This is a genomic window from Enterococcus sp. DIV0802b (genome assembly GCF_050543535.1).
Lineage (GTDB): Bacteria > Bacillota > Bacilli > Lactobacillales > Enterococcaceae > Enterococcus_D > Enterococcus_D entomosocium.
Map to the genome: position 1 here is coordinate 2,388,815 of NZ_CP172941.1, position 23,355 is coordinate 2,412,169.

Annotated in this window: 27 protein-coding genes, 1 riboswitch and 1 other annotated feature; of the genes, 10 read left to right on the forward strand and 17 right to left on the reverse strand. The window is 43.4% G+C overall.

Going from position 1 to position 23,355, the window contains the following annotated elements; translation table 11 throughout:
- Positions 1 to 12: 12 nt before the first annotated feature.
- The 3 genes from IGJ12_RS11200 to IGJ12_RS11210 are packed head-to-tail and all read right to left on the reverse strand — an operon-like array spanning position 13 to position 2,751.
- The gene (locus tag IGJ12_RS11200; protein WP_005225567.1) at positions 13 to 483 is read right to left on the reverse strand and encodes a V-type ATP synthase subunit K; all 471 of its coding nucleotides are present in this window, start codon (positions 481 to 483) and stop codon (positions 13 to 15) included.
- Positions 480 to 2,441 (reverse strand): V-type ATP synthase subunit I, encoded by a 1,962-nt coding sequence (locus IGJ12_RS11205; RefSeq protein ID WP_016613540.1) that lies wholly within the window; start codon positions 2,439 to 2,441, stop codon positions 480 to 482. The genes IGJ12_RS11200 and IGJ12_RS11205 overlap by 4 nt, the downstream gene beginning before the upstream one ends.
- On the reverse strand, positions 2,419 to 2,751 hold the full coding sequence (locus tag IGJ12_RS11210; protein WP_008378883.1) for a hypothetical protein: 333 nt from the start codon (positions 2,749 to 2,751) through the stop codon (positions 2,419 to 2,421). Before IGJ12_RS11210 ends, IGJ12_RS11205 begins: the two co-directional genes overlap by 23 nt.
- Positions 2,752 to 2,863: 112 nt before the next feature.
- Positions 2,864 to 2,917, reverse strand: a sequence feature (sodium ion sensor (DUF1646 type); this cis-regulatory element may regulate processes involved in with the transportation of sodium ions).
- Between the two features lie 720 nt (positions 2,918 to 3,637).
- Between IGJ12_RS11210 and IGJ12_RS11215 the strand changes: the two genes are divergently transcribed.
- The 9 genes from IGJ12_RS11215 (at position 3,638) to IGJ12_RS11255 (ending at position 8,473) form a co-directional block, all read left to right on the forward strand.
- The gene (locus tag IGJ12_RS11215) at positions 3,638 to 3,850 is read left to right on the forward strand and encodes a hypothetical protein (RefSeq protein WP_008378885.1); all 213 of its coding nucleotides are present in this window, start codon (positions 3,638 to 3,640) and stop codon (positions 3,848 to 3,850) included.
- Between the two features lie 24 nt (positions 3,851 to 3,874).
- Positions 3,875 to 4,402 (forward strand): GNAT family N-acetyltransferase, encoded by a 528-nt coding sequence (locus IGJ12_RS11220; RefSeq protein WP_430619038.1) that lies wholly within the window; start codon positions 3,875 to 3,877, stop codon positions 4,400 to 4,402.
- Between the two features lie 57 nt (positions 4,403 to 4,459).
- On the forward strand, positions 4,460 to 4,945 hold the full coding sequence (locus IGJ12_RS11225; RefSeq protein ID WP_429969268.1) for a tetratricopeptide repeat protein: 486 nt from the start codon (positions 4,460 to 4,462) through the stop codon (positions 4,943 to 4,945).
- 257 nt (positions 4,946 to 5,202) lie between these two features.
- Complete coding sequence (locus IGJ12_RS11230) at positions 5,203 to 5,574, forward strand: hypothetical protein (protein WP_008378891.1); 372 nt, start codon at positions 5,203 to 5,205, stop codon at positions 5,572 to 5,574.
- Between the two features lie 116 nt (positions 5,575 to 5,690).
- Positions 5,691 to 6,275 carry an AAA family ATPase gene (locus tag IGJ12_RS11235; protein WP_005234861.1) on the forward strand — a complete coding sequence of 195 codons (585 nt, stop codon included), beginning with the start codon at positions 5,691 to 5,693 and terminating at the stop codon, positions 6,273 to 6,275.
- A gap of 103 nt (positions 6,276 to 6,378) precedes the next feature.
- Positions 6,379 to 6,594, forward strand: a complete 216-nt coding sequence (locus IGJ12_RS11240; RefSeq protein ID WP_429960631.1) for a hypothetical protein — start codon at positions 6,379 to 6,381, stop codon at positions 6,592 to 6,594.
- An 8-nt stretch (positions 6,595 to 6,602) separates the two neighbouring features.
- Entirely contained in the window at positions 6,603 to 6,800 is a 198-nt protein-coding gene (locus IGJ12_RS11245; protein WP_429960630.1) for a hypothetical protein, read from the forward strand.
- Positions 6,801 to 7,029: 229 nt separating this feature from the next.
- A complete protein-coding gene (locus IGJ12_RS11250; protein WP_005234854.1) occupies positions 7,030 to 7,218 on the forward strand; it encodes a hypothetical protein in 189 nt (62 codons plus the stop codon).
- Positions 7,219 to 7,621: 403 nt separating this feature from the next.
- The gene (locus IGJ12_RS11255; protein ID WP_008378897.1) at positions 7,622 to 8,473 is read left to right on the forward strand and encodes an Rgg/GadR/MutR family transcriptional regulator; all 852 of its coding nucleotides are present in this window, start codon (positions 7,622 to 7,624) and stop codon (positions 8,471 to 8,473) included.
- 71 nt (positions 8,474 to 8,544) lie between these two features.
- Here IGJ12_RS11255 and IGJ12_RS11260 read toward each other — a convergent pair whose 3' ends face one another.
- From IGJ12_RS11260 to IGJ12_RS11275, 4 genes are all read right to left on the reverse strand, one after another.
- Positions 8,545 to 9,771, reverse strand: coding sequence for a glycoside hydrolase family 3 protein (locus IGJ12_RS11260; protein ID WP_430619039.1), 1,227 nt, complete (start codon positions 9,769 to 9,771; stop codon positions 8,545 to 8,547).
- Between the two features lie 130 nt (positions 9,772 to 9,901).
- Positions 9,902 to 10,432 carry a folate family ECF transporter S component gene (locus IGJ12_RS11265; protein ID WP_005234846.1) on the reverse strand — a complete coding sequence of 177 codons (531 nt, stop codon included), beginning with the start codon at positions 10,430 to 10,432 and terminating at the stop codon, positions 9,902 to 9,904.
- Between the two features lie 26 nt (positions 10,433 to 10,458).
- Positions 10,459 to 10,560: riboswitch (THF riboswitch) on the reverse strand.
- A 231-nt stretch (positions 10,561 to 10,791) separates the two neighbouring features.
- Positions 10,792 to 10,974, reverse strand: coding sequence for a hypothetical protein (locus IGJ12_RS11270; RefSeq protein ID WP_005225550.1), 183 nt, complete (start codon positions 10,972 to 10,974; stop codon positions 10,792 to 10,794).
- A 31-nt stretch (positions 10,975 to 11,005) separates the two neighbouring features.
- The gene (locus IGJ12_RS11275) at positions 11,006 to 12,271 is read right to left on the reverse strand and encodes an MFS transporter (RefSeq protein ID WP_087664929.1); all 1,266 of its coding nucleotides are present in this window, start codon (positions 12,269 to 12,271) and stop codon (positions 11,006 to 11,008) included.
- A gap of 222 nt (positions 12,272 to 12,493) precedes the next feature.
- Between IGJ12_RS11275 and IGJ12_RS11280 the strand changes: the two genes are divergently transcribed.
- Positions 12,494 to 13,150: a Crp/Fnr family transcriptional regulator gene (locus tag IGJ12_RS11280; RefSeq protein WP_061054390.1), complete on the forward strand. Its 657-nt coding sequence runs from the start codon at positions 12,494 to 12,496 to the stop codon at positions 13,148 to 13,150.
- 54 nt (positions 13,151 to 13,204) lie between these two features.
- Here IGJ12_RS11280 and IGJ12_RS11285 read toward each other — a convergent pair whose 3' ends face one another.
- The 10 genes from IGJ12_RS11285 to IGJ12_RS11330 form a co-directional block, all read right to left on the reverse strand.
- On the reverse strand, positions 13,205 to 13,597 hold the full coding sequence (locus IGJ12_RS11285; protein ID WP_016613552.1) for an OsmC family protein: 393 nt from the start codon (positions 13,595 to 13,597) through the stop codon (positions 13,205 to 13,207).
- Positions 13,594 to 14,484 (reverse strand): ATP-binding cassette domain-containing protein, encoded by an 891-nt coding sequence (locus IGJ12_RS11290; protein WP_005234837.1) that lies wholly within the window; start codon positions 14,482 to 14,484, stop codon positions 13,594 to 13,596. The genes IGJ12_RS11285 and IGJ12_RS11290 overlap by 4 nt, the downstream gene beginning before the upstream one ends.
- Entirely contained in the window at positions 14,484 to 15,362 is an 879-nt protein-coding gene (locus tag IGJ12_RS11295) for an ABC transporter ATP-binding protein (RefSeq protein ID WP_144330505.1), read from the reverse strand. The genes IGJ12_RS11290 and IGJ12_RS11295 overlap by 1 nt, the downstream gene beginning before the upstream one ends.
- A 3-nt stretch (positions 15,363 to 15,365) precedes the next feature.
- Complete coding sequence (locus tag IGJ12_RS11300) at positions 15,366 to 16,196, reverse strand: ABC transporter permease (RefSeq protein ID WP_005234832.1); 831 nt, start codon at positions 16,194 to 16,196, stop codon at positions 15,366 to 15,368.
- The gene (locus IGJ12_RS11305) at positions 16,196 to 17,155 is read right to left on the reverse strand and encodes an ABC transporter permease (protein WP_005234830.1); all 960 of its coding nucleotides are present in this window, start codon (positions 17,153 to 17,155) and stop codon (positions 16,196 to 16,198) included. The genes IGJ12_RS11300 and IGJ12_RS11305 overlap by 1 nt, the downstream gene beginning before the upstream one ends.
- A 72-nt stretch (positions 17,156 to 17,227) precedes the next feature.
- Positions 17,228 to 18,808, reverse strand: a complete 1,581-nt coding sequence (locus IGJ12_RS11310) for an ABC transporter substrate-binding protein (protein ID WP_144330504.1) — start codon at positions 18,806 to 18,808, stop codon at positions 17,228 to 17,230.
- 50 nt (positions 18,809 to 18,858) lie between these two features.
- Complete coding sequence (locus tag IGJ12_RS11315) at positions 18,859 to 19,689, reverse strand: MetQ/NlpA family ABC transporter substrate-binding protein (protein WP_005234826.1); 831 nt, start codon at positions 19,687 to 19,689, stop codon at positions 18,859 to 18,861.
- A gap of 255 nt (positions 19,690 to 19,944) precedes the next feature.
- Entirely contained in the window at positions 19,945 to 21,039 is a 1,095-nt protein-coding gene (locus tag IGJ12_RS11320; protein ID WP_430619040.1) for an aminotransferase class I/II-fold pyridoxal phosphate-dependent enzyme, read from the reverse strand.
- Positions 21,029 to 22,228 carry a MalY/PatB family protein gene (locus tag IGJ12_RS11325; protein ID WP_430619041.1) on the reverse strand — a complete coding sequence of 400 codons (1,200 nt, stop codon included), beginning with the start codon at positions 22,226 to 22,228 and terminating at the stop codon, positions 21,029 to 21,031. Before IGJ12_RS11325 ends, IGJ12_RS11320 begins: the two co-directional genes overlap by 11 nt.
- On the reverse strand, positions 22,218 to 23,186 hold the full coding sequence (locus tag IGJ12_RS11330) for a homoserine O-succinyltransferase (RefSeq protein ID WP_016613560.1): 969 nt from the start codon (positions 23,184 to 23,186) through the stop codon (positions 22,218 to 22,220). The genes IGJ12_RS11325 and IGJ12_RS11330 overlap by 11 nt, the downstream gene beginning before the upstream one ends.
- Positions 23,187 to 23,355: the final 169 nt, after the last annotated feature.

A 23,355-nucleotide genomic window follows, 5' to 3' on the forward strand; every position in this document is an offset into this window, starting at 1 on the left:
CCTTCGCCCCCTTTAAATCGTTCCTAAAAGTAAGAAAGAAATAACAAAACCTAAGATGGCATACATCTCAACCATTACTGAGAACATGACCCCTTTAAAGAAATGCTCTGGTTTCTTCGCTAAAATTTGAATCCCAGCTGCAGCGACCTTCCCTTGGGCCATTCCTGAGAATAAGCCAGTAAAGGCAACTGGCAGTGAGGCCATCAAATACGCCATACCAGTCACTGTCGACATTTCACCACTTAAGCTACCATAGATCATAAACGCAATAACGAATCCGTATAGCCCTTGCGTTCCGGGAAGTAATTGTAAAATCAAGGCTTGTCCAAACTTCTCCGGCTGATTCGTCGTTAAGGCTGCCGCTGCTTCACCAGTTTGGCCCACCCCTTTGGCTGAACCGATCCCAGAAAAGATCGTAGCGATCCCCATTCCGATAATTGCAAACACCATACCACCATTATTATTAATTAAGTAATCAATCATTTATTGTCTCCTCCATTTTCTTTATCAAAATCAACGTATTTCTCACTTGGCTTGAAGGTTTCAAATTGGCGCCCCCCACCAGTGAAAAATTTTCCGAAAAACTCTACATATTGTAAACGTGCGGCATGCACATATGCACTCAGTAACGATAAAAAGATGTTTAAAGCTTGTAGGACAACCAATAAGAGAATGCCTACAGAAAAACGAGCGGCTGGCGGCAAGTAGCCCACCAATAAGTTGAAAGCTGCTGCGATACTCCCACCGGAGATCCCTAATGCCATCAAGCGGCTGTAGCTGACAAAGTCGCCGATGTAACTGGTCACACCGTATAAGTCATACAACCCTAAAAAGAAGCCGCCCACTTTGGTTTTCCCTTTCAGAATCGGTACCACGATGATCAATAAGGCACTAAAGCCTGCTAAAATCAAGCCGACGGTTGTTAGTGCTGGGACATCGATCAAAAGATTGCCTGCGGCTGCCACTAAAAGACCACTCAAAAGTCCTAGCCACGCAAAGCCATCGTTGACTGCACCTAAAAGATCCTTTTTGCGGATATTTTCTTTGGCTGCTAAATAAAGGCCTGTAAACAGTTGGATCCCACCAAAAATCATGGATAGACCAAAGATCGCCATAAAATCTTCGGAGGGTGATAAAAGTTGGAAGGGCAATGTAGCGCCAAAGAAAGAGCCGTAGACTGCGCCCCAAATCATAGTTGGCACGGACAAAATCTGGAACAATTTCAGAAACCGTTTGGTCCCTTTGGGCAAACGCATGGCGTGCAGCCCGATCGTGGTCGCTACAGCCATTAATGCACCATAACCTAAGTCAGCCACCATCATACCAAAGAAAACATAGTAAAAGGGCGTCATCCATGGGGTTGGATCGATCTCATCGTATTTTGGCAGGCTGTACATCTCCGTCAACATTTCAAAGGGTTGAATAAACGAGGCGTTTTTTAGCTTCGTTGGCACTTGATTAGCAGCGATCTCCTCTGAAGTGGGTTCTTCAAACGAATAGTAAATCTCGTTGGCAAAGGATTCTTGGACCATTTCCGCCACTAACGGTTGATCCTTTTCTGCGATCCAGCCGCGCAAGAGGGCAAAGGTCTGACCAGCTGCTAAGCGCTGTTGCATCATTGCCCGATTCTCACGAGTCAAAAACAGTTCTTCCGCTTGCTGTAACAGGATCAGCCGTTGTTTGTGCTGACTGATTTCTGTAATCAGTTCTTTGCGCTGCTGGGTCAAGGAAGTCAACGCTTGTTTCGCGTTTTGCAAAACCACTTTTGGTGATTCGGATGTTAGACCGGTTTCTTTCTTCACCCCATATCGGTGAAACAATTGGAACACTTGCTCTTCGATCGCTGCTAAAAATAGGCAGCTGAAATTGACTTTTTTTGGCTCAGAATAGATCACTTCGATATGAACCTCTTCCAATTGTCGCAAGGCTTCAGCTAGATCTTCCCAGCGTGGGCCTTCGACACGCCCAGCAAAAAAACTTGTATGAGCAGGTGCTTCGATCTCCAACGGCACGTCAAGATTTTGCCACTGTGTCGCCCATTCTTCCGTCTGCGTCGCTGCTTCGATCGCTTCGATCGTCTCTACCCAGCGCTCTTGCAAATTCTCGACTTCAACCAGCTCCGTCAATGCTGCTGCTTCATCGAAGCTTGTTTCAAAGTCCGACAGCCGCAAGGCATCTCGTTGCCATTCTATGCCTTTTTTCGCATCACCATTTTGGCGAATAAAGCGGATTGCTTCTTGCAGTCGACGAATCATTGGTTGGTGAGAAGCACCTTCTGGGGTGGCTCCTGCAAAAAATTCCCGTAGCCAAGTTTCGTTCGCTTCCTGCTCAAATACGTTCTCGATTTCAACAAACTGCATCGTTTGCAGCTTCGTCAATACCCTTTCTTGGTAGTGCTTCGGGGTGATCAACGTTAGTTTATTTAGTTTGGTTACTGCCATAAGTTCCGATCACTCCTTCAACGATCTGTTGAACCGCTTGCTCTTGGAAGCTTTGCATATTTTTTTGGTAACGATCTAACACTTGCTGGGTCTCTTTTGCCAGCTGCTGCTTTTGTGCTTCTAGTGACTGTTGCAACTGGTCTTCGACTGTTGCTTGTTCCTGAGCAAGGGCTTCTTCCAAAGCGGAAGCCCGCTCTTGCAATGCTTGTTGCTGCTGCGCTTCTTCCGACTGCAGTTCTTTTTTCAAAGCGAGCAATTGCTGTTCATTGGCTTCTTCTGCTTCTCGTAAACGAGTCAAAGCTTCTCTCATCGATTTCCCTCCCATAGTGATTTATATTCTCAACTGAAAAATAAACAAAAAAAGCATACCTCACGAAGAAGTATGCTGATAACAAAAAAAAGGCCAGCATTCCTCCAAGAACGTTTGCCTCACCCCTTGGCAAACCTGATCCTTGAAGCATAAAAAATGCTCAACCTTTGTCTATTTTATTTTTCAATTCCTGAACTATTATAGCAAAAAAAAATGTTCCCTTCAAGTAGAATCGTTTTTTATGAGAAAAAGACGATTTCTACTATTGTATGTTCGCTCGTAATTCCACTGCTCTTGGCTGTCCGAATAACCATTACTATTCGTTCAGTCTCTTGGGGACTTTTCACCTAACATTTGTCAGTGATCGGATTGTTCTTACTAAATTGAAATCGGTCAAAATCAATTTAAGCCTTAGAATGGTCTGAATGAAGAACGTTGAGATTTTTTGAAAATGCTAGACATCATTTGATTGGTACCAAAAAGGAGATAACAATTCCAACAACCCGTTCGATCCCTGACAAATCTTAAGTGAGAAGTTCGCTTATTTCGCTTCTCTTTTTATCGATGGCAGCGGTTGGCCCTTTTCTTCACAAATAAAATAACCGCCTCGGTAAAGGCATGTATAAATCTTACCGGGCTCCATTGTTAGAGGAAGCCCATTTTTTAAATACATCGGTTTTCTTTCCATTGAGCTCACCTTGTCTTTCGTGGGATAATAAGTCAAAATAAAAAACAACAGCTATTTCTAATCTTATCTTCAAGATTACCAAAAAATAAACTAATTTTCTAGTTTTTAATCAAAATATCGCAACTATATTGAATATTTTATAAAAAGATGGATATTTATCCGAGAGCGTGTGTAAAGAATGAACAGGAGGAAAAAAGGATGTCAGATGAACGTTGGTTTCAAATAAGAAGAAAGCGAAACATCGAATTAGGAATTTGTTTGCTCGTCGTCCTGCCGATGGTCTATGGCTTGTGGTTTCAACTGGCTTTTTTGATCCATTACATGTCGTTTTTGTTTCTGGTTGCTGTCTTTACTGCAATCTACGAAGGAATTCGTTGTATCTGGGCTTTCATTAGAAAAAAACGATCTTGAGAAAGCTTTGCTCTGCTATAATAAATGAAACGAGCAGAGAGGAGTGCTTCTATGAAACGAATCATTATGGCTTGTGACTTACAACATACCCCCAAAGCTTTACAAGAATCCGCCCTTTCTTTTGACCCCTTTATCCCGGATTCTCGAAGTGTCGCAGAACTTTTTTATTCGGCCTATCATGAAACGACGGATGACGAAGGGGAATCGATTGCTGACTGGCAAAGAGAGCTGAGAGAGACTGCTGACGGAAAATACGGTCCCTTGAGTCCAGAGCTTTCTTTTCAGTTGCAAATGGATAATTATCCTATCGGTGCCGTAGTAACCAGCACGTTTCAAGAGCTTCCCCTGCTATTATTTGTTGTTATGAGCGCAGCCTTTAAAGGCAAAGGCTTATCCAAGCTAATGATGAATGAATTGATCCAACGAGCAAAAGCCATGGGACTCACTCACCTTTATCTGGTAGTGACGGTTGAAAATCAGCCAGCCTACAAGCTGTATGAAGCATGCGGTTTTTCCTTTGCAGGTGAAAGCTGGGCTGATATTTCCCCTTAGCTAGGCTCGCAAGTTATCCGTGTCATTTTCTACTATTTGAAAAGGAGCTTCGAACCAATGAATGAACGACTAGCTGCTGCGATCCAACTGCGGGCTGAAAAAAAGCTGCAACAATCAAATGAACAATTGATTCAATTAGCTGCCGAAAATCCCCAAGATGCCTTTGTCCACTACCAAACGGCTTGGAGCTATGATCTTTTAGGGGAAGAACAACAGGCAATTCCTTATTATGAACAAGCAATCGCGTTAGGTTTATCAGAAAACGACTTGCCAGATGCCTACCTAGGTCTAGGCAGCACCTATCGTGCCCTCGGCAAGTATCAAAAAGCCGAAGGAGTGTTTTTACACGCGATGCAGCTGTTTCCAAAAAATCATGCTTTGCAAACCTTCTATGCCATGACACTGTTTAATCTAGCCGAGTATGAGCAAGCCGCTGAACGATTATTGACCCTGCTTGCCGAAACCTCTAGCGATCCAGACATCCAGTCTTACCGACAGGCACTTTTGTTTTATGCGGATAAACTCAATGAGACATGGGGTTAGATGTTTCCGTCGGATCAATCAACCACTCCCTTCTCGATTAAAGAAAGGGAGTATTTCTTTTTTCCTGTCCCTTAATTACTCCTTCGCTATCAGCGCTTTGCTGAATCAATAGCCATCGACTTTCCTATGATCCTTTTTCCTTCAATCAATACCAATCATCCATTATCGAAAATTTCGATAACGAAACCAATTGACGTGCACGGTCAAATTTGCTAATTTATCTATGCTTTTTTTATCAATATTTTGGAGGAATGACTATGCCCTTTATTGTCTATTTTTTTCTATCCTTATTGATTATTTATATTCCGACACCCACACTTTTGCTATTTTTTCAAAAACTTGCCTCCCAGCATGACAATCTGACGGCTTTTAGCAAACTTTTTCTATTATTGATGATCTTGCTGGATTATTACTTAAGCTATTATTGGTTGAAAAACTGCAAGGTCAAAAAAGCGCACTACCTTTATTTAGTCTTTGTCAATGTCTTCGAATGGCTGATCCACTTCTATCTTTATTCACGATTTGAAACGATCAATCTACTAGTCATTTTGTTGTTCCAAACCGTACTACTATGCTGTATGATCTTTTTTCCTGTCTCAGAGAAATTTCGCTCATTCCTTTTTACCTAAAAAAGAGCATCCTTGGTTTCCACATAAAAAAATCCAGCTTCTCAATCGTTTCTTTCTAAGAACGGATTTACACGATAGCCCACCTTTGTTACGATTGATAAAAAGGATGTGTTGTGATGCCATTGATCGTCTTGATTGGCGCGCAAGCGGTAGGAAAAATGACTGTGGGGAAAGAACTGGAAAAACGATTGGATGCAAAACTATTATTCAATCACCAGACCATTGATCTATTTGCGAATTTTCTTGGCTATAGCCCAGCAGCATTTGCTTTGTCTAATCAAACGCGGATCGAACTCTTCAAAGCCTTTGTTCATAATGAAGCCAATAATACGACAAAATCAATCATCTTTACGGTCTTGATTGATTTCGATCAAGCGGGAGATTTAGCTTTTTTACAAGAGATCGCCCAGCTATTTACCGATGCCCGACAAGAGGTCTATTTTATCGAATTAGTGGCTGATATTGAGGAACGTTTAAAGCGCAATTGCCATGAGGACCGTTTAGCCGCAAAGCCGTCAAAAAGAGCGCTGGCTTTTTCTAGAAATGAGCTTTTGTCTTCGTATGAAAACTATCGCTTAGAAAGCCTGCCACAGGAATTAACTACCCTTTTCCCAACGATTCCTTCGCTGAAAATCAACAATACCCACTTGTCACCTGATGAAGTGAGTCAAAAAATTATTGCCCATTTTTCCTTGACTTAAGTGCCAAAGAAACGCCATTATCAAGCTTTGCTTCACTACGAAAATGTCTATTGACTTTGACGCTGCGTCAAGCGGTATCCTCTAATCAAGAGGAGGTGTCAAAATGAAAGTTTATGTTATGCCAATGTTTTACCAAATGAAGACAAAAGATATTGTGCAATCATCGAAATGGTTCACAGAAATCTTGGGTTTCCAGTCATTGTATCAGTTTCGCAATCAAGAAAATCAAGTTATGATGGACCACCTGCGTCTTGCTGACTACCAAGATTTGATGCTGATTGCAGCAGAAGCGTTCACTGTTGGCGATGGGCAATTTTGAATGTAGCGATGAATGATCTTCAGAATATCGCTCAGAAAATTCCCTCAAAGTGGATCGTGGAACCTTTGATGGAAAAGCCTTGGAATGCCCTTGAAATGACCATCAAAGACCCCAACGGTTATTTGTTTACCCTAACAGAGGCAATAAGAAAAAACGAATCAGACTTTCAAACCTTGATGGACCAAGCCAAGGATTATTTTCAATAAAAGGAACCGAGTAAGAAGAATTGCTTTCTTACTCGGTTCCTTTTTTATATAAAAACTTGATTCTGGCAGCAATGACCAAAAAACGACCCTTTCCTAGATTTACCTAGCGAAACTTTTTGCCCCATCAGATGTACCAATACACCGCTTTAGTATATTTTTAAGTATTGAAGGTAATTATTAACACACCTAACTCAGAACATGTTACACTAAGCGAAAAGGGGGATTTCCTATGGAAAAGAAATCGCAGCTTCCGTGGTACAAGCGTAAAAAATTCTACCTTCCAGTTGCCGTCGTCCTCGGCGTGATTGGGTTTCTTCCCAGTCTCGTTTCTCTTTTCGGGGTATCGATCGATGATGAATTCAATCCTGATTACTATTCTGATCCGAATGAACCAATGTTTAAGAAAAAGCAAAACTGACTGTTGCGATGCCGTATGTAGGTTTTTTGACCAACAAAAAAAGAGCAATCACTCGCTGTTGTGTTTGCTCCTTTTTTAAAAGGGATTCGGCAAACCTACGCACCTTGACAGGGTAAGCTGTTTGGGGAGAGGGCGTTTGAATGCGCGAATGAACAGTAACTTATTACGTGAAACCACTTATACTTTTTTCCTGTTAAAAAATCAATTGCTAACCAATCACAAAGGATCGATTATTTGAAGAAAGAAAAAACGTTAGCCATTAGTTCTACAACTTCCCAGGGAAAACTAAAAAAATCAAACATCCATTTCTCCTCCTTTAATTGACTTTCTTTAAGTTTACCCGCAAAATAAAGCTGTAACATATTTGGACTATTTTTCCGTCCACTTTTTTAGGAGGGATTTTTTGAAGGCCAATGACTTGTTAAAAGAGTTACGAACGGAACGAAATATCTCACAGCGAAAATTGGTTGAGAACATTTCAGAACGCAGTACACTGGCAACCTTTGAACAAAAAGGGCATCGCATCGCCTTTGATATTTTGCACCAATATTTGGACCGCTTAAATGTCACCTTAGAGGAATTTGAGTATCGCTTGGATGACAATCAAGTCAGCGAGAAAAAACAGCTATCCAAACAGTTGACCACCGCTTACTATGAAAGCAATTATTCTGAAGTACTCTCTTTGATCAACAAAGCCCAAGCACTGTATAAAACCACGAAGGATTTTTTCTATTATGTATTGTATAGTCAATTCTTTTTGATTTTAGAGAAAAAAGGCGTAGTTACCGACGAGGAAGAACGTTGCATCATCGAAGCGACCATCAAGAAATACTTGGAACGAATCGACACGTGGGGAAAGTTTGAAATCTCCTTATTTACCAATCTGCTTTTCCTTTTTTCTGACGAGTACATCTTGTATCAAATGAAACACCTGAATAAAAAAATTTTTTACAGCAATACGCTAAGTATCAATTATCAAATCTACACAAAATTGCTGACGAATGCGGCTTTCTTGTTTATCGATCGCAAAAAACCTGCCGAGTTGGCGCATGTGCTGACGTATCTAGCCGATCACCTGCCGCCGGACAATGATCGTATCCGCCTGATGATTCGTTATTTCGAAGGCATTTACGCCTTGTTCCAAGGAGATCGTACGCTGGGAATGGCCACGATTGAAAAAGCCTTGGACTATCTGCGATTTATTGGACAAGAAGCCTTTGCCAAAGAATTAGAGGTACTGGCTCATAGTATCTAAAAAAACCTGCTGCTTCCTCTCAGTAAGAGAACGACTCTCTTACACGGAGGAAACAGCAGGTTTATTTTTTCTTAAAGTAAATGCAATGCTTCTTTCCAGAGCAAAACTCGTTTGACGGAAGCATTCAAATCAGCTTCCAAATAGCGGCCATCTTCAACCGCTTGTACGACAAAGGGGATCTGTTCTTGGTAGGTAGATGAGATCACTAGATCATTTCCCGCCTGCAACGCCTGTAATGCGGCTTCATTTTGCGGAATGAACTCAGAAAGTCCTGCCATATCCAAGTCATCCGTCATGATGACCCCTTCAAAATGCAATTCATTTCGGAGCAACTCATGCACGGGTTTTGAAATAGAGGCGGGTACAGTGTTATCGATACTATTGACAATCGTATGGGCCACCAAAATACTATCGGCACCAGCCTTGATTCCTGCTGCAAAAGGCAGAAAATCCGTTTCCCGCAGTGCAGATAGCGGGCGGTCATCGGTGACGATGGCGACATGCGAGTCACGATTGTTGCCATAGCCGGGAAAATGCTTCAAGGTTGACCCCACGTGGTGTTTCTGCAAAACATGAACCACACGTTCTACAAACGCACTCGTGCCCTGCGCATCCATGCCAATGGTTCGGTCGTAGATAAAGGACTGCGGATCAGTGGAAACATCGGCAACGGGAAACAGCCCGGCATTGATGCCATACGCTTTTAAAATTTCCGCTTTCTTTGCTGTATCTTCTTCGATCGCCGACCATCCACCTTGGGCATATAGCTGTTGTGGTGAGAGAAAACGCTGATCCGTAAGGTTCGGATTGCGGCTGATGCGAGTCACCGTGCCCCCTTCTTCATCCATACCGATCAACAGCGGAATGGCGCTGGCTGCTTGGTAATCTGAAATTTTCTGTTTCAAGCTCTCCGCCGTCTCATTTTCGGTATCACGGCCGAATAACAGATAGCCGCCAAAGTGATAGTTTTGAAGTTCTTCGATTTGATTGCTTTCAGGTACACGGACAAAAAACAATTGCCCGACCTTCTCCTCTAAACTCATCGTGGCGATTTTTTCTGCTATCGCCTCTTCTGGCTGTTCTTGCGCGGAAGTTGAAACAGAAGGTGACGTGGAAACTGAGGTGGTTTCTTGGCTTGCACTGCTTTCTTCCTTTGTTTCGTCTCTCGAGCTGCTTTGCTGGATCACGGATGACTCCTCCGTTTGCTGTTTTTGCTGTTCTATCACCCACTTCATCCCTCCCATTGCTGCTAAGACCAAGAAAAGAAACAGTCCCATAGCGAGTCCTTTTTTTTTCATAGGTTCACCTTCCCCTCTAAACAAGTTATTGAGAATGACTAAGCCCATCCTTAGAAAGAAAAAAGTGAACCACTGTCGAAATATTCGCAGATGATTCACTTCAATGGATGTTATCGTTCTTTTTTACTCGTTAAACGAACCGTCGGATCAGCCGTTTGTATGGTACCGCACGCCCTACGATGTAAATCAACGCAGTTTGTATCGGGAACATGATGACTGCTTTTAGCAAGCGGACCGACCAGATGGCCCAGCTTGTCAAAGGAATATTCAGCATCATAGCTAACCAGATCGGAGTTAAGATCAAGGTTATCAAAATAGTATTTAACAAGACGACCGTTGCCGCTCGTTTTAATGTGACTTCTTTCCGATAGAAGAAGTAGCCATAAATCAGTCCACCAACAAAGGCATTGATGGTAAAGCCGAAAAAGTAGGCTGATTTTGGAAAAATCACCATTCCTGCGATATCAGCTAATGACGATCCAACTGCGGTCCAAAACGGACCAAACAGCATACCCATGATCAGCTGTGGTACAAAGGAAAATGTGATTTTGATATAGGAGGTTTCAAACCCCAAGATTTGCGACAAGACCACCATTAAGGCAATCAAAAGTCCCATGACCGCAATCATGTGTGCATCGACTTTTCTTTTCATAGCGAGCATCTCCTTTTAGAGTTGCTACAAATTCATGCAGCGAATGCGAAAATAAAACCGCGAACGAATGATCGTTCTTCGTCCGAAAGGCAACATCCCATCCTTTCAGCACTTAACGCTTTATTTCCTACTCTGATTTTTATTAGGTATTGCTACCCAGACACACTATAGCATATAAGCGCGGACTGCCACAATTTTTCTTGCTTATTTTCTTGTACAAACTCTGCCAATGTTCGCTTTTCTTTTTTGCGCATCAAAAAAAACGCTTTTCTTATGTGAATTTTTCTGCCACTAGTAAGTGATCAACAAACATTCTCAAAAAAAGCGTTCATTCCTGTTTATTGTTTCATTTTATGCCTTATGACAATTTATCCAATTAAATTGTCATTGATCAATACCGATTTGATATCGCGTAATTGATGATCGATAGCTAGTTGTTCATGGGTCATCGTTGCGGTGACCTCTTTCATAGCGTGCATTTCTTCATTTAATTCGTTGATGTTCGTCACTAATTTGTTCAATGCTTCAATAATCAATTGATTGTTATCCATGGTGAAACACTCCTTTTTGTGATGGTTGAGGTCATTCTTCTTCGTTGATTGGCTGCTTCAAAGTACCAACGGCGGCAACTGCGCGTTTCGTTTTATAAAACAATTTGTATAAAACAAGAACGACGACTGGGATCAGTCCGCATAAGATGTAGATCTGCGAGTAATCAAACAGACCGTGCAAGCTTCCTAATGCATAGGGACCTACGCCTAAGCCGAGGTCCAGCCCGATGAAATAGGTGGAGAGCGCTACGCCGACACGGTGAGGATCGACCTCTTTTAGACAAACGGCTTGGCCATTCGACATGAAGGTGCCATAGCCCAAGCCGACAAAGCAACCCGCAAGCAACAACATCCAGCTGTTGCCGGTAATACTCAATAGGAAAAGACCAAGGGTCAAGAAAAGAAAGCTAGGATACATGACCGCATCTGCGCCATGGCGGTCAAATAGTTTGCCAGTCATTGGTCGTGTGAAGGTCACGGAAAGTGCATAGACGATGAAGAAAAAAGCACCGGCCGTTTCTAACCCAAGGTCACTGGCGTAGATTGACAAGAAGCCGAGAACACTGGAATAAGCCAACCCGATCAAAAAGGCAATCCCGGAAATGAAAAAGACTTTTGGTTCGACAAAACTTTTGATGGACCATTTTTTTAGTTGTGCTCTGTGTTCTTCTGTTAATGGGATATTTTTGACTGGGAACCAGAAACACGCGATGGCTGTTGCGATTGATAAGATGGTTGCTAACCAAATAATGAAATCAAAGCCGACGGTCGGTAATAATAGCATGCCAATAAAAGGCCCGACTGCCGCTGCTAAACTGGTACTTAATCCATAGTAATTGATCCCTTCGCCATGTTTGGAAGCTGGGATATATGCTGTGACGATCGCATTAGCCGCAGTTGAGACAGCACCATAAGCAAAGCCATTGAAAAAGCGCACAGTATCTAAAATATAAATGTTGACTGAGACCAAATAAGCAGCGGTGGTAATGACATAAAACAATATCCCCCAGCGCAAAACAGCTTTACGACCAACTAATTCTAAAATTTTTCCAACATACAAGCGAGCGATCAAGGTTCCGATAATGTAGATCCCCGCTGCCAAGCCAGCTTGTGCGGTGGATGCCCCTAACTCCTGAGTGGCAAATTTCGCAGTGATGACGACAAAACAATAATACACGAGAAAGACGATAAAATTGATCAAGGTAATCGTGATAAACCCTTTGTTCCATAGTTTTTCATTTTTGGTTGACGGCGTCGAGCTGACGATTCCTTCTTGATTGGTTTCCCTGTCTGACATGTTTCTTCCATTCCTCCTGTTTGTGCTGTGATGCGTTTTACTATACCGAAACTTCCTCTACTTGAAATGCGCTTTTGCTGTTAAAAAAGAGCATTAACAAGAAACATTAACATTTGTTATTGCTTTTTCACTAGAAATGTCTTTTAATGAAGCTTGAACAGAGGATATTTCATCTTTTTTTCAGAAAATGTTGGGTTGGCATGAAGTGAAGGAGTAACGTGGGTGGAGAAACAGATATTACGTGATTATTTAGAAAAACAAGCAATACCGGTCGTTATCCGCAAGAAAAAGAGTTACTTGACGTATGAAGGCATCCCGGATCGGTACGTCTATATTTTAAAAAAAGGCATCATCAAAACTAGCGTAGTGACCCATGAAGGGCGCGAATTCAACTTGCGCTATTTGACGGATTTCGAGATCGTCTCTTTGTTTAAAGACGAATCCTCTCAAGAAGTCGAAGCCCCTTTTAATGTGCGGGTTGAATCAGAAGAAGCCGAATTATACAAAATCGTGCGGGATCAATTTTGGGCAGATGTCAATCGTGACCGTCTGCTACAGGATTATGTCAAAGAGTATTATCGGAGAAACTTGATGGATACGATGAAAAAGATGCAGCAAATGCTGATGAACGGCAAATTCGGTGCTGTCTGTACCCAAATCAATGAGCTCTATGAAACTTTTGGGGTTCAAACAACAGAGGGCGTCTTGATCGACTTTGAAGTCACCAATGAAGAGATCGCTCGCTTTTGCGGCATTACCTCTGCCAGCAGTGTCAATCGAATGATGCAAAAATTACGAGAATCTGGCGCCCTAAAGAGTGTCGATCGAAAACTATTAGTGACAGATATCGATTTTATTCGGGAGAATATTATTTATTGATCAAAAAAGACTTTGTACGCCTTTTGGTTTCAGGCACACAAAGTCTTTTTTCGATTAAATAAACGTCACTGTTTCCGTCACTTCGATCGCTGGATCTAATGATTGGATCACGGGGCAATTTGGTGAAACGAGTTTTAGGCAACGCGTCGCTTTGTCATGGTCGGCTTCAGCGATTTTCGCATAAAACTGAATGTGGATAGCACTGACTGGTTGGGCTTTTTTGTTGTCGTCCCGGTCATAGCTGACTTCGATCTTTTCGATTTCTGCTTCAACCTTTGAATTCTCTAAGACAGATGCGTATACATAGCCGCCGCAAGCAGCTACCGCACTCACAAGCATTTGGACTGGCGAATAGCCTTTTTCCCGTGCTAACACCCAATTGCCAGTTGGGGTCGTCATTTCAAATTTGTCGCTTCCTTGATGGATCGTCAATGTTTCTACTGTCATCGTTTTTCTCTCCTCACAAAATGATCTGGTTCAACTTCGACCCATTCATACAATGGTGTCAAAGTAATCGTGCTTTGAATTTCCGTTTGTTCCATCGCACCTCTTGCTAACACAGGATCAGCGATCGGCGCTGCTGCTAATAATTTCTTCGTGTAAGGATGCAGCGGATTTTCAAACAAACGGTCGGTAGGTGCCAATTCAACTAATTTCCCTTGATACATGACGGCTGTTCGATCACTGATATGACGAATCACGGATAAGTCATGGGAAATGAATAAATAAGACAATGAAAACTCTTTTTGTAGACGCAGTAGCAATTGGATAATCTGAGCCTGAATGGAGACATCTAATGCCGAAGTCGGTTCGTCACACAAGACGAACGCCGGGCGATTGACCACCGCACGAGCGATACCGATCCGTTGCCGTTGTCCGCCGCTGAAACTGCGAGGCAGTTTATGGACATCATCACCGGTGATCCCGACGATCGCTAAGATTTCTTTGGCTTTCGCTCGAGCAGCATCTTTCGTTTCATGATACAACGGCTCCATCACCAGTTCAAGTGCCGTCATACGGGGATTCAATGATGAATACGGATCTTGGAAAATAATCTGCATTTGCTGATACGCTGCTTTGCGATCTTCTGCCGTCAATGCTGTTAGCTCTTTGCCTTCAAAGAAAATCTCCCCGCTTGTTAAGGTCTCTAAATTTAAAATACTGCGTCCTAAAGTGGTTTTCCCACTCCCAGATTCCCCCACTAGCCCCAATGTCTCGCCCCGATGGATCGTTAGACTGACATCTTCGACCGCTCGGACTTCACTGACAGTGCCGCGCCAGTTTTTACTGCGAAAGATTTTCGTCGCATGTTCTACGCGAATCAGTTCTTCCATTATTCTGTCACCTCCTGATTGCGCCAGACGCGATGTGTCTTAGATAGTTGCGTTTCTTGCAGTTCATCTACCAATGTCTCATGATAGTCAAAGACTTTTAATTCGGCATGCTTGTCGCCTAAATGGGCCGCCTGCAATAATTGTTTCGTATAAGGATGTTCCGGCTGATAAAAAATTTCTTCCGTGGTTCCTTCTTCCACGACTCGGCCTTGATACATCACTTTAATAAAGTCGCACATTCCTGCAACGACCCCAAAGTCATGGGTCACAAGGACGACGGAAAGCTGGTTCTCTCTTTGCAGGTTTTTGATCAATGCCAAAATCTGTGCTTGGATCGTCACATCTAAAGCCGTTGTCGGTTCATCTGCGATCAGCAATTTCGGTTGCGCCAACAAAGCCATGGCAATCATCACCCGCTGACGCATCCCCCCAGATAGCTCATGAGGATATTGTTTCATGCGTTGTGCTGGAAAAGGTATGCCGACTTTTTCTAACTCTTTGACGGCGATTTCTTGTGCTGCTTTTTTCGATACTTTTTGTGAGCGGCGAATCACTTCGATCAAATGATAGCCAATCGTGCGCAAAGGATTTAACGAAGTCATCGGGTCTTGAAAAATCATGGCGATCGGTAATGTTCGACGATCGGTAACTGCTGCTCCTTCAAATGTATAACTGGTATAGTGATCGGTCACTTTATCAGGCAAAAGATCCATGACGCTTTTCATGGTCATACTTTTGCCGCTGCCAGATTCGCCAACGATCCCAACGACTTTGCCCTTAGGAATTACCAGATCAAGATTTTTTACTAACGGTTTCGGACCGGTTTTGCTTTGAAATGTCACATTCAACGCTTCGATCGCTAATAACTCTGTCTTCATCGGTCACACCTCTCTCTGCAAGACATGTTTGATCATGTCGCCGATATTGTTAAAGGAATAGATGGTGAAAATAACAAAGAGCCCTGGAAGAATCGCCATGTATGGTGCCCGCTGCAAGCTGTTTTGCGCGTTTTGCAACAGACTGCCCCACGAAGCCATCGGTTGCTGTATTCCTAAGCCTAGAAAACTCAAAGCCGATTCGGTCATGATCGCTCCTGAAATACTTGCAGATGCCGCAACGATCAAGGTAGGAAGCACTGCTGGGAAAACATGCTTCACGATAATACTAAATGAAGAACGTCCGATAAATTTCCCGTAAGCGACATATTCCCGTTCTTTCGCCGCTAACGTTTCACCACGAATCAAACGAGCGATGTTCATCCAGGAGAAGCCGCCGATCACAATAATAATCGTAGTTAGTCCGGGACGTAAAAAGACGCTCAAAACGATCACTAACACCAACCAAGGAATCGATGACAATACATCGACGAGCCGCATCAGCAGGTTGTCGATCCAACCGCCAAAGTAGCCAGAAACAAGACCGACAAGAGTCCCAATAAACGTCGCTGTGATCATTGCCAAAACACCTACAAACAATGATACCCGACCGCCGTAGACGACCCGAATAAAGTAATCTCGCCCCACTTCATCGGTTCCAAATAAATGAGACCAACTCGGCGGCTGTGACATGTTGCTGACATCCGTTGCATTAGGATCGATGGGGATCAAAGGTGCAACAAGCGACAAAATAATCAATAACGTCAGGAAAACGACAGAAAAGGTATAGATGGGCGAAGCAAGCATGACTTCACTGATTTTTTTGAAACGTTTCATTACTTACTCCCTCCTTTACGGATACGTGGATCAACCACGGAGTATAATACATCCGCTAACAAATTCCCTAAGATGACCAGTGTTGCTGACAACAGCATGATGGCCATGATCACAGGATAATCGAGGCTTTTCGTCGCACTCATCAAGTAAGGGCCGACGCCCGGCCAGCCGTAGATCGTTTCTGTAATGATCGCACCGGTAACTAACATCGGCAACGCCAAGCCGATTTGGGTGACAACGGGAATCAAAATATTTCGACTAATATGACGGCTGAAAATCTGCCATTTGCTGGCATGAAATGCCCGTTGCACCATCACGTAGTCTTCTGAAACTTGTTGTGTCGCTGATGCGCGGATATACCGCGTCAAATCTGGAAAGAAGGCGACTGTCAATGTGGTATATGGCAAAATAAAATGCTGCAGAAAATCGCCAAAATCCCCTTCTTTACCGACCGTATACATGCCAATGATTGGAAACATATTTAATAAGTAACCAAATACATAAATCAAGATCATCGCAAACCAGAAGGTCGGCACAGCGATTCCTAGAGATGCCACAGCGTCAATGATCCGATCCCAAATCTTTCCTTTGTTGGCAGCAGCCAACAGGCCCAAAATGATGGCCAACAACAAGGCAGTCAAATAAGCGGGGATCACTAGGCGCATGGTATTGGGAATCCGAGTCGCAAGTTCTTGTGAAATACTACTTTGAGACACCAAAGAAAATCCAAGATTACCGGTAAGAATATTTCTGATCCAAAGAAAATATTGAACCAAAAAAGGTTGATCCAAGCCATAGCGCTGCCGCAAAAGATCGATTTGCTCTTGCGACATATTGGGTGTCGTGATGGAGTCGATCACATCATACGGTGCGATATGTATAAGTGAAAAAACGATAAAAGAGATCACAAACAGCAAAGGGATTGCTTGCAATACTCGTTTTGCAATGTATCGAAACATAACTGACCTACTTTCTTTTTCATAGAAAAAAGCTGTGATAAAAAAGATTCCTCTTTATCACAGCCAATGGATTTACTTGATTGTCAATTTAGACATATCTTCGAATGTATAGATTGGAATCAAACCAGCATCTTCTACATTACCAATTCGGTTATTGACCGCTAGGATTTTCTTGTTGTCAACGATTGGGTAAATGATCGCTTCGTCAGCAATGGCCTTTTGCAAATCATCATACAATGCTTCACGTTTGTCCGTGTCTAATTCAACTGCTGCTTGGGCAAACAAATTGTCAATGGTTTCGCTATTGCTTTGGAAGTAGTTGGCACTACCGCCAGTTTCAAATAGACTGCCGTATAAGTCAGGGTCATTTCCCATGATATACCCGCCAAGGAATAAGTTGTACTTCGTTGAATCAGGTTTCTTCAACTCGGTAAAGATCGCTGTACCATCGCCACCTTCAAGTGTAACCGTTATGCCTGCTTGTTGCAATTGTTGTTGGATCAACGTAGCTTGGATCGTTTGGGCTGGATCGGTTGAGTTGAAAGCCAAATTCAATGACAAATCAGTCACACCAGCTTCTTGTAAAAGTTCTTTTGCTTTTTCAGCATTCGTCTCATATTTTTCAACATCATCAGTAACGTATGGATTGTTTGGTGGCAAGAATGAATATGGTGTTGCGTAATACTCTTCATCTAAATACGCCGCTTGATTTAATTCATCTTTGTTCAACGCATAGAGAACTGCTTGTCGAACTTTCACATCTTGCAAAGCATCTGAGTGAGTGTTCAAGCCTAGATAACCGACACGGTTTTCAGTATAAGGATAAACAGAGATCTGATCATCATCTAAATCTTCAATATCTGAAGGCAAGACAACGGCTGCATCCACTTCCCCTTTTTGCAAAGCGACTTTCGCAGTATCGGTACTTTCGATGATGCGCAACGTCACATTTTGAATCGAAGGCTTGCCGCCATAATAGTTTTCATTGGCTTCAAAAGTAAAGTACTCACCACGTTTGTATTCTTTCAGTTGATACGGACCAGTGCCGACTGGTTTTTCAGGCAGTTCACTGACAGAGAAGTCGGTAACATCTTTAAAGATATGCTCGGGAATGATGTATGTTTCGGTTGCAATATTACTGATCGCTGCCGCACTCGGTGTCGGCAACACGAATTTGACGGTGTATTCATCCACTTTTTCGATCGCGATTGGTTGGTCGTCGACCCAAAGGGAATCGGCATTGCCATTTTCTTTTTTGACTTTTTGTTCATATGTGAAAACAACGTCATCGGCGGTAAAGTCTTCGCCATCTGACCATTTCACATCTTGTTTCAAATGTACTGTCAATGAAAGGCCGTCTTCAGCTGGTTCCACTGATTCTGCCAACGCATTTTGTGTTGTTCCGTCTGCTTCCACTGTAACTAGTGGAGAATAAATCATGTTTGTCACTGTCAATCCCCAACGATCACTGGTGTTGATCGGGTTAGTGGACGATGGGTCCCCGCTGATCGCATAAGTGAATGTTGAATCATCCCCAGCTCCAGCTGCACTACTGGTTGACGTTTCTTCTGTATTTGATCCACCGCAGGCTGCTAGAACAAATCCTAGTCCAACGACGGCAACACTTGCTAAACCTTTTTTCCAATTTATCATTTTTCCATCCTACTTCCTGTTCCTATATAGTAATAGTCGTTTTTAACTTTCTATTCCCATACAGGTATACTAGATTTCTTTGTTACTTCCTCGATGATTGCTTTTACTTCATCGGTCTGATAATATCGAACGACCGTTTGGTAAACGTCATTGTCTGCTTCGTCTGCTCGCGCAGCGATCACATTATAATAAGGCTTGGAGGAATCAGCCACAGGTTCTAAGAAAATCGCATCTTCTGTAGGAACCAAACCAGCATCGACGGCCATGCCATTATTGATCAAAGAAATGTCGACATCGGTCATTGCCCGAGCAGTTTGATTGGAGTCAAGTAGCTCAAATTTCAGGGCTTTGGGATTGTCAATGACATCACTGGTTGTTGGCAGTAAACCTTTTGATTCATCCAAAGTGATCAAACCGGCGGTCTGTAAGAGTAATAGTGCACGGCTCTCATTTGAGACATCATTGGGTAAAGCCACCGTAGCACCATCTGCCAATTCGTTGACATCGGTGATTTTATCGGAATAAATACCAAGTGGGTTTAATGTCGTATAGGCAATCGTCGTGTTGGAATAACCACTTTCTTCGTTGACATTGTCCATAAAAATCTCCGTCAATGCTGCGTGAAGGTCAATTGAGCCATCCTCAAGCGCCACGATTGGCTGACGATAATCGGTGAATTTCACCAATTGCAAGTCGATATTTTCGTTTTCCTTCAATTCTTCCTGCACATGTTCCCAGGCTTCGTTTTGCTCACCCACGACACCCAATTTGACAACGGTGGCTTCCTCATCTGCTTGACTGCTGCCGCAAGCGGCGAAGCTGAACAATGCCAGCAATCCAAGAGCCCCTGTTGCCAATCCCTTTACTACGTTTCTTTTCATCCCTTTTTCCCCTTTTGTTCCCTCCTCAGATCAATCGTCCCGTTTTCTTGACGTATTGCTCAACTAGACCAATTTCACCTCTGTTTCTCAAAACAAATTGTTTTTTCAAAGGAGAAATGGCAAATGCCTGTTGCCGTCAACCGAAAACATCGGACTCACTATTCATATGTAGTGTAACTTTATCCTATACAACTAAAACTGTCAATAAAATTACTCTACAAAAGTAAGTTTTTAACTAGCTGATCTGTGGTCGGGTTATTTGAATATCTTCAGTGCATTTTCTAAGTCATCGATCAAATCTTTACTGCTTTCGATCCCAATGGAGATCCGTAAAAGATCCGGCGTCAATCCATAAGATTCTCGTACCTCTTGAGGAATATCTGCGTGGGTCTGTGTCGTTGGATACGTGATGAGACTTTCCACACCACCCAGGCTTTCCGCAAAGGTAAAGACCTTTAATGCCGCTAAGAAGCCGCTGATTTTGGTTTCATCAAGCACCCGAATACTGATCATCGCCCCTGCATTTGGGTACAGCACCTCTTTGATCGCCGGATGGGCTCGTAAAAAGCGGCCAACTTCCTTGGCGTTGGCTTCTTGCCGTTCAAAGCGCAACGGCAGCGTCTTTAAACTTCGGATAAATAACCACGTATCAAAGCTGCTCAAGGTCGGGCCAGAAGTATTGGCTAAATAGTTCAAACGCTCCCCCAGCTGCGCATCTTTTGCGATGACGACGCCTGCCAAAATATCATTGTGACCAGATAAGAACTTGGTACCTGAATGGATCACTAGATCCGCGCCATCTTCTAAGGGCAACTGCCGTAAGGGCGTCAAAAAGGTATTATCTACGATCAATAGCGCCCCCTGTTCGTGAGCAAGCTTGGCGGTTTCAGCAATATCCGTCACGGTCATCAAAGGATTCGTCGGGGTCTCTAAGAAGACAGCCGTTACCTCGTCAGTTAATTTTTCACTTAATTCGGCTAAAGTACTGAAGGTATCGAAAAAGGCCCGCTTGCTATTTTCCAGTTCCGCAAAATAGCGAAAGCTACCGCCGTACAAGTCACGAGAAACCAAAAAGCGGCTGCCGCTGGCAAATAAATCAAAAATCAAAGCGATCGCACTCATGCCAGAGCTGGTCACTACTGCCCGAGCTCCTTTTTCTAATTCAGCAAGACCTGCTTCTAAGATATCACGGGTCGGGTTTTTGGTACGGGTATAATCATAGCCTGTACTTTGCCCTAACTCAGGATGAGCAAAGGTCGTGGAAAGATAGATCGGTGGGCTGATCGCCCCAGTTTGCTGATCCGAATGATTGCCTAATTGTGCCAGAAAAGTTGCTGTATCAATCGTCATGTCGTTCCTCCTTTTTGATTGCCTCGATCATGCGATCAAGGGCTTCTTGAATGATCGTCGGTGTTGTCGCAAGATTCAGACGAATCAAGCCCTGACCGCCTTGTGAAAACCATTCCCCATAGTCGACTGCCAGACCGGCAGTATCTTGGATCACGTGCTTGGTTCGTTCTTTGGCAATGACTTGCCGCAGATCCACCCAGAGAAGATAGGTTCCTTCTAATGGCAGCAGCTCAATTTTGGGAAATGCTGCTTGCAGTTGCTGGCGGACCATTTGTTCATTGGCAGCAATCACCAAAAGCAGGTCCGCTAGCCATTGATCCCCCGATTCATACGCGGCTTTCGCAGCCACCAATCCCAAACGATTGACTTCCGTCTGCTTGTATTGTCGGCACCACTCCTCATAGGCTCTACGCATCTCTAAAACAGGAATCCAAACATGAGAGAGCAATAATCCTGCTAAGTTGAAGGTTTTTGAGGGCGAATCCAGAACGATCAGCTTCTCAAAGCCGACCCCCTGTGCCACTGTCACGGCTGAAACAAATTGCTGCTCACCGAGTATCAGCTCACGATGGATCTCGTCGGCGATCACGACAACCTCATGTTTTTGGCAAATGGCCAATAACTGATGCAGTTCTTTCTCTTGCCAGACCCGCCCTACTGGATTGTGAGGCGAGCAGAGAATAAATAGTTTCACTTTTTCTTCAATGATTTTGGCTTCAAAAGCAGCAAAATCGATTTGATAAGAATTCCCCACCTTTTGCAAGGGTGCTTCTATCAAGCGCCTTTTCGTCTCTTTGATGCTGTCAAAAAAGGGATAATAGACGGGCGGCTGGATCAAGATGCCATCGTCTGGTTCTGTGAAACAATGAAGCAAATCAACCAAAGATTGGACGACCCCTGTGGAAAACGAGAGCCATTTTTCTTCGAATTTCGTCCCCCAGTGGCGATCTTGCCAAGCTTGATAGGCTAAAAAATAGCCTGAGGGGGGAATCGCATAGCCAAAGGTTCCTTGAGCAACCAGTTGCTGCAAGGCTTCTTCCACTGCCTTTGGCGCCGCAAAATCCATATCAGCTACCCATAAAGGCAAAAGCTTTTCTCCTTGGAACCGTTGATCCACAAGATCCCATTTTAAAGAATTGGTGCCTTTTCGCTGCCTGGCATAGTGGGAGAGAAAATGCTCAATCGTCATTGATACTCACCCGACCTTCTGGCTCACTGCCAATTCGGTAACCTTCTTTCGTCGGCATGACGGACAGGTCATACGGCGTTCGCAAATAGGTTTCATTTATCCAATTGCTGAAAAACAAAGAGGCATGTCCCCGCCAACGGTTGGTGATTTTTCCCCCTAAGCGGTCATAAGCAAAGTAATTTTTGGGCAACGCGGTATCTAAGCCCCGTTCCATGTCTCGCAAGTACTCTTCATTCAAGGTCGCTGAATGGTATTCAAAATGTCCTAGCAAGAAAACATTTTTATGATCTTCTGATACGAAGATGGAAGGCCCTGTTTCAACACCTGCTGCCAATATTTCTAAAGGTGCTTGGACGAGCTGGACTTCATCGATGCCGGTATAGCGTGAATGCGGTGTATAAAAGACGTCGTCAAAGCCCCGAACCAGTGGATGAAAATGCGTGACTGTTTGTTCGAAGACACCGAACAATTTGCTTTGGTACAACACTTTGTCGATACCGTAATGGTAATAAAGCCCCGCTTGTGCCCCCCAGCAAATATGTAGGACTGAAGTGCAATTCGTCTGACTCCAATCCATGATTTCTTGTAGTTCTTGCCAATAGTCAATGGCTTCGAATGCCATTTTTTCAACTGGGGCTCCGGTGATGATCAAGCCATCGAATCGTTGCGGCTGGATCACTGAAAATTCTTGATAAAACTTTTCCATGTGATCGACAGAGGTGTTTTTGCTTTCGTGGTATTTCATTTTTAGTAAAGTCACCTCAATTTGCAGTGGACTTTGGGAAAGTAAACGCAACAACTGATTTTCTGTAGCGATCTTTTTCGGCATCAAATTGACGATCGCGATTTTCAAGGGACGGATCTCTTGCTTCGCCGCTTTATGCTGCAGTAAGGCAAAGACATTTTCTTTTTGCAGGACCGCTGCAGCGGGTAATTCTTTGGGAATAATGATTGGCATTGCTTCAACCCCTTACAGATAAATTTCTTGTCGAAGAGAAAGCGAACAGTTTCGGCTGTGAAAAACAAAAAAAGCCGCCCTTTTATCCTTATGGATAAAAGGGACGACTTGATGCGCGTTACCACCCTAATTCGTGCTATTCTCACAAATAACACCTCAACAGTACACT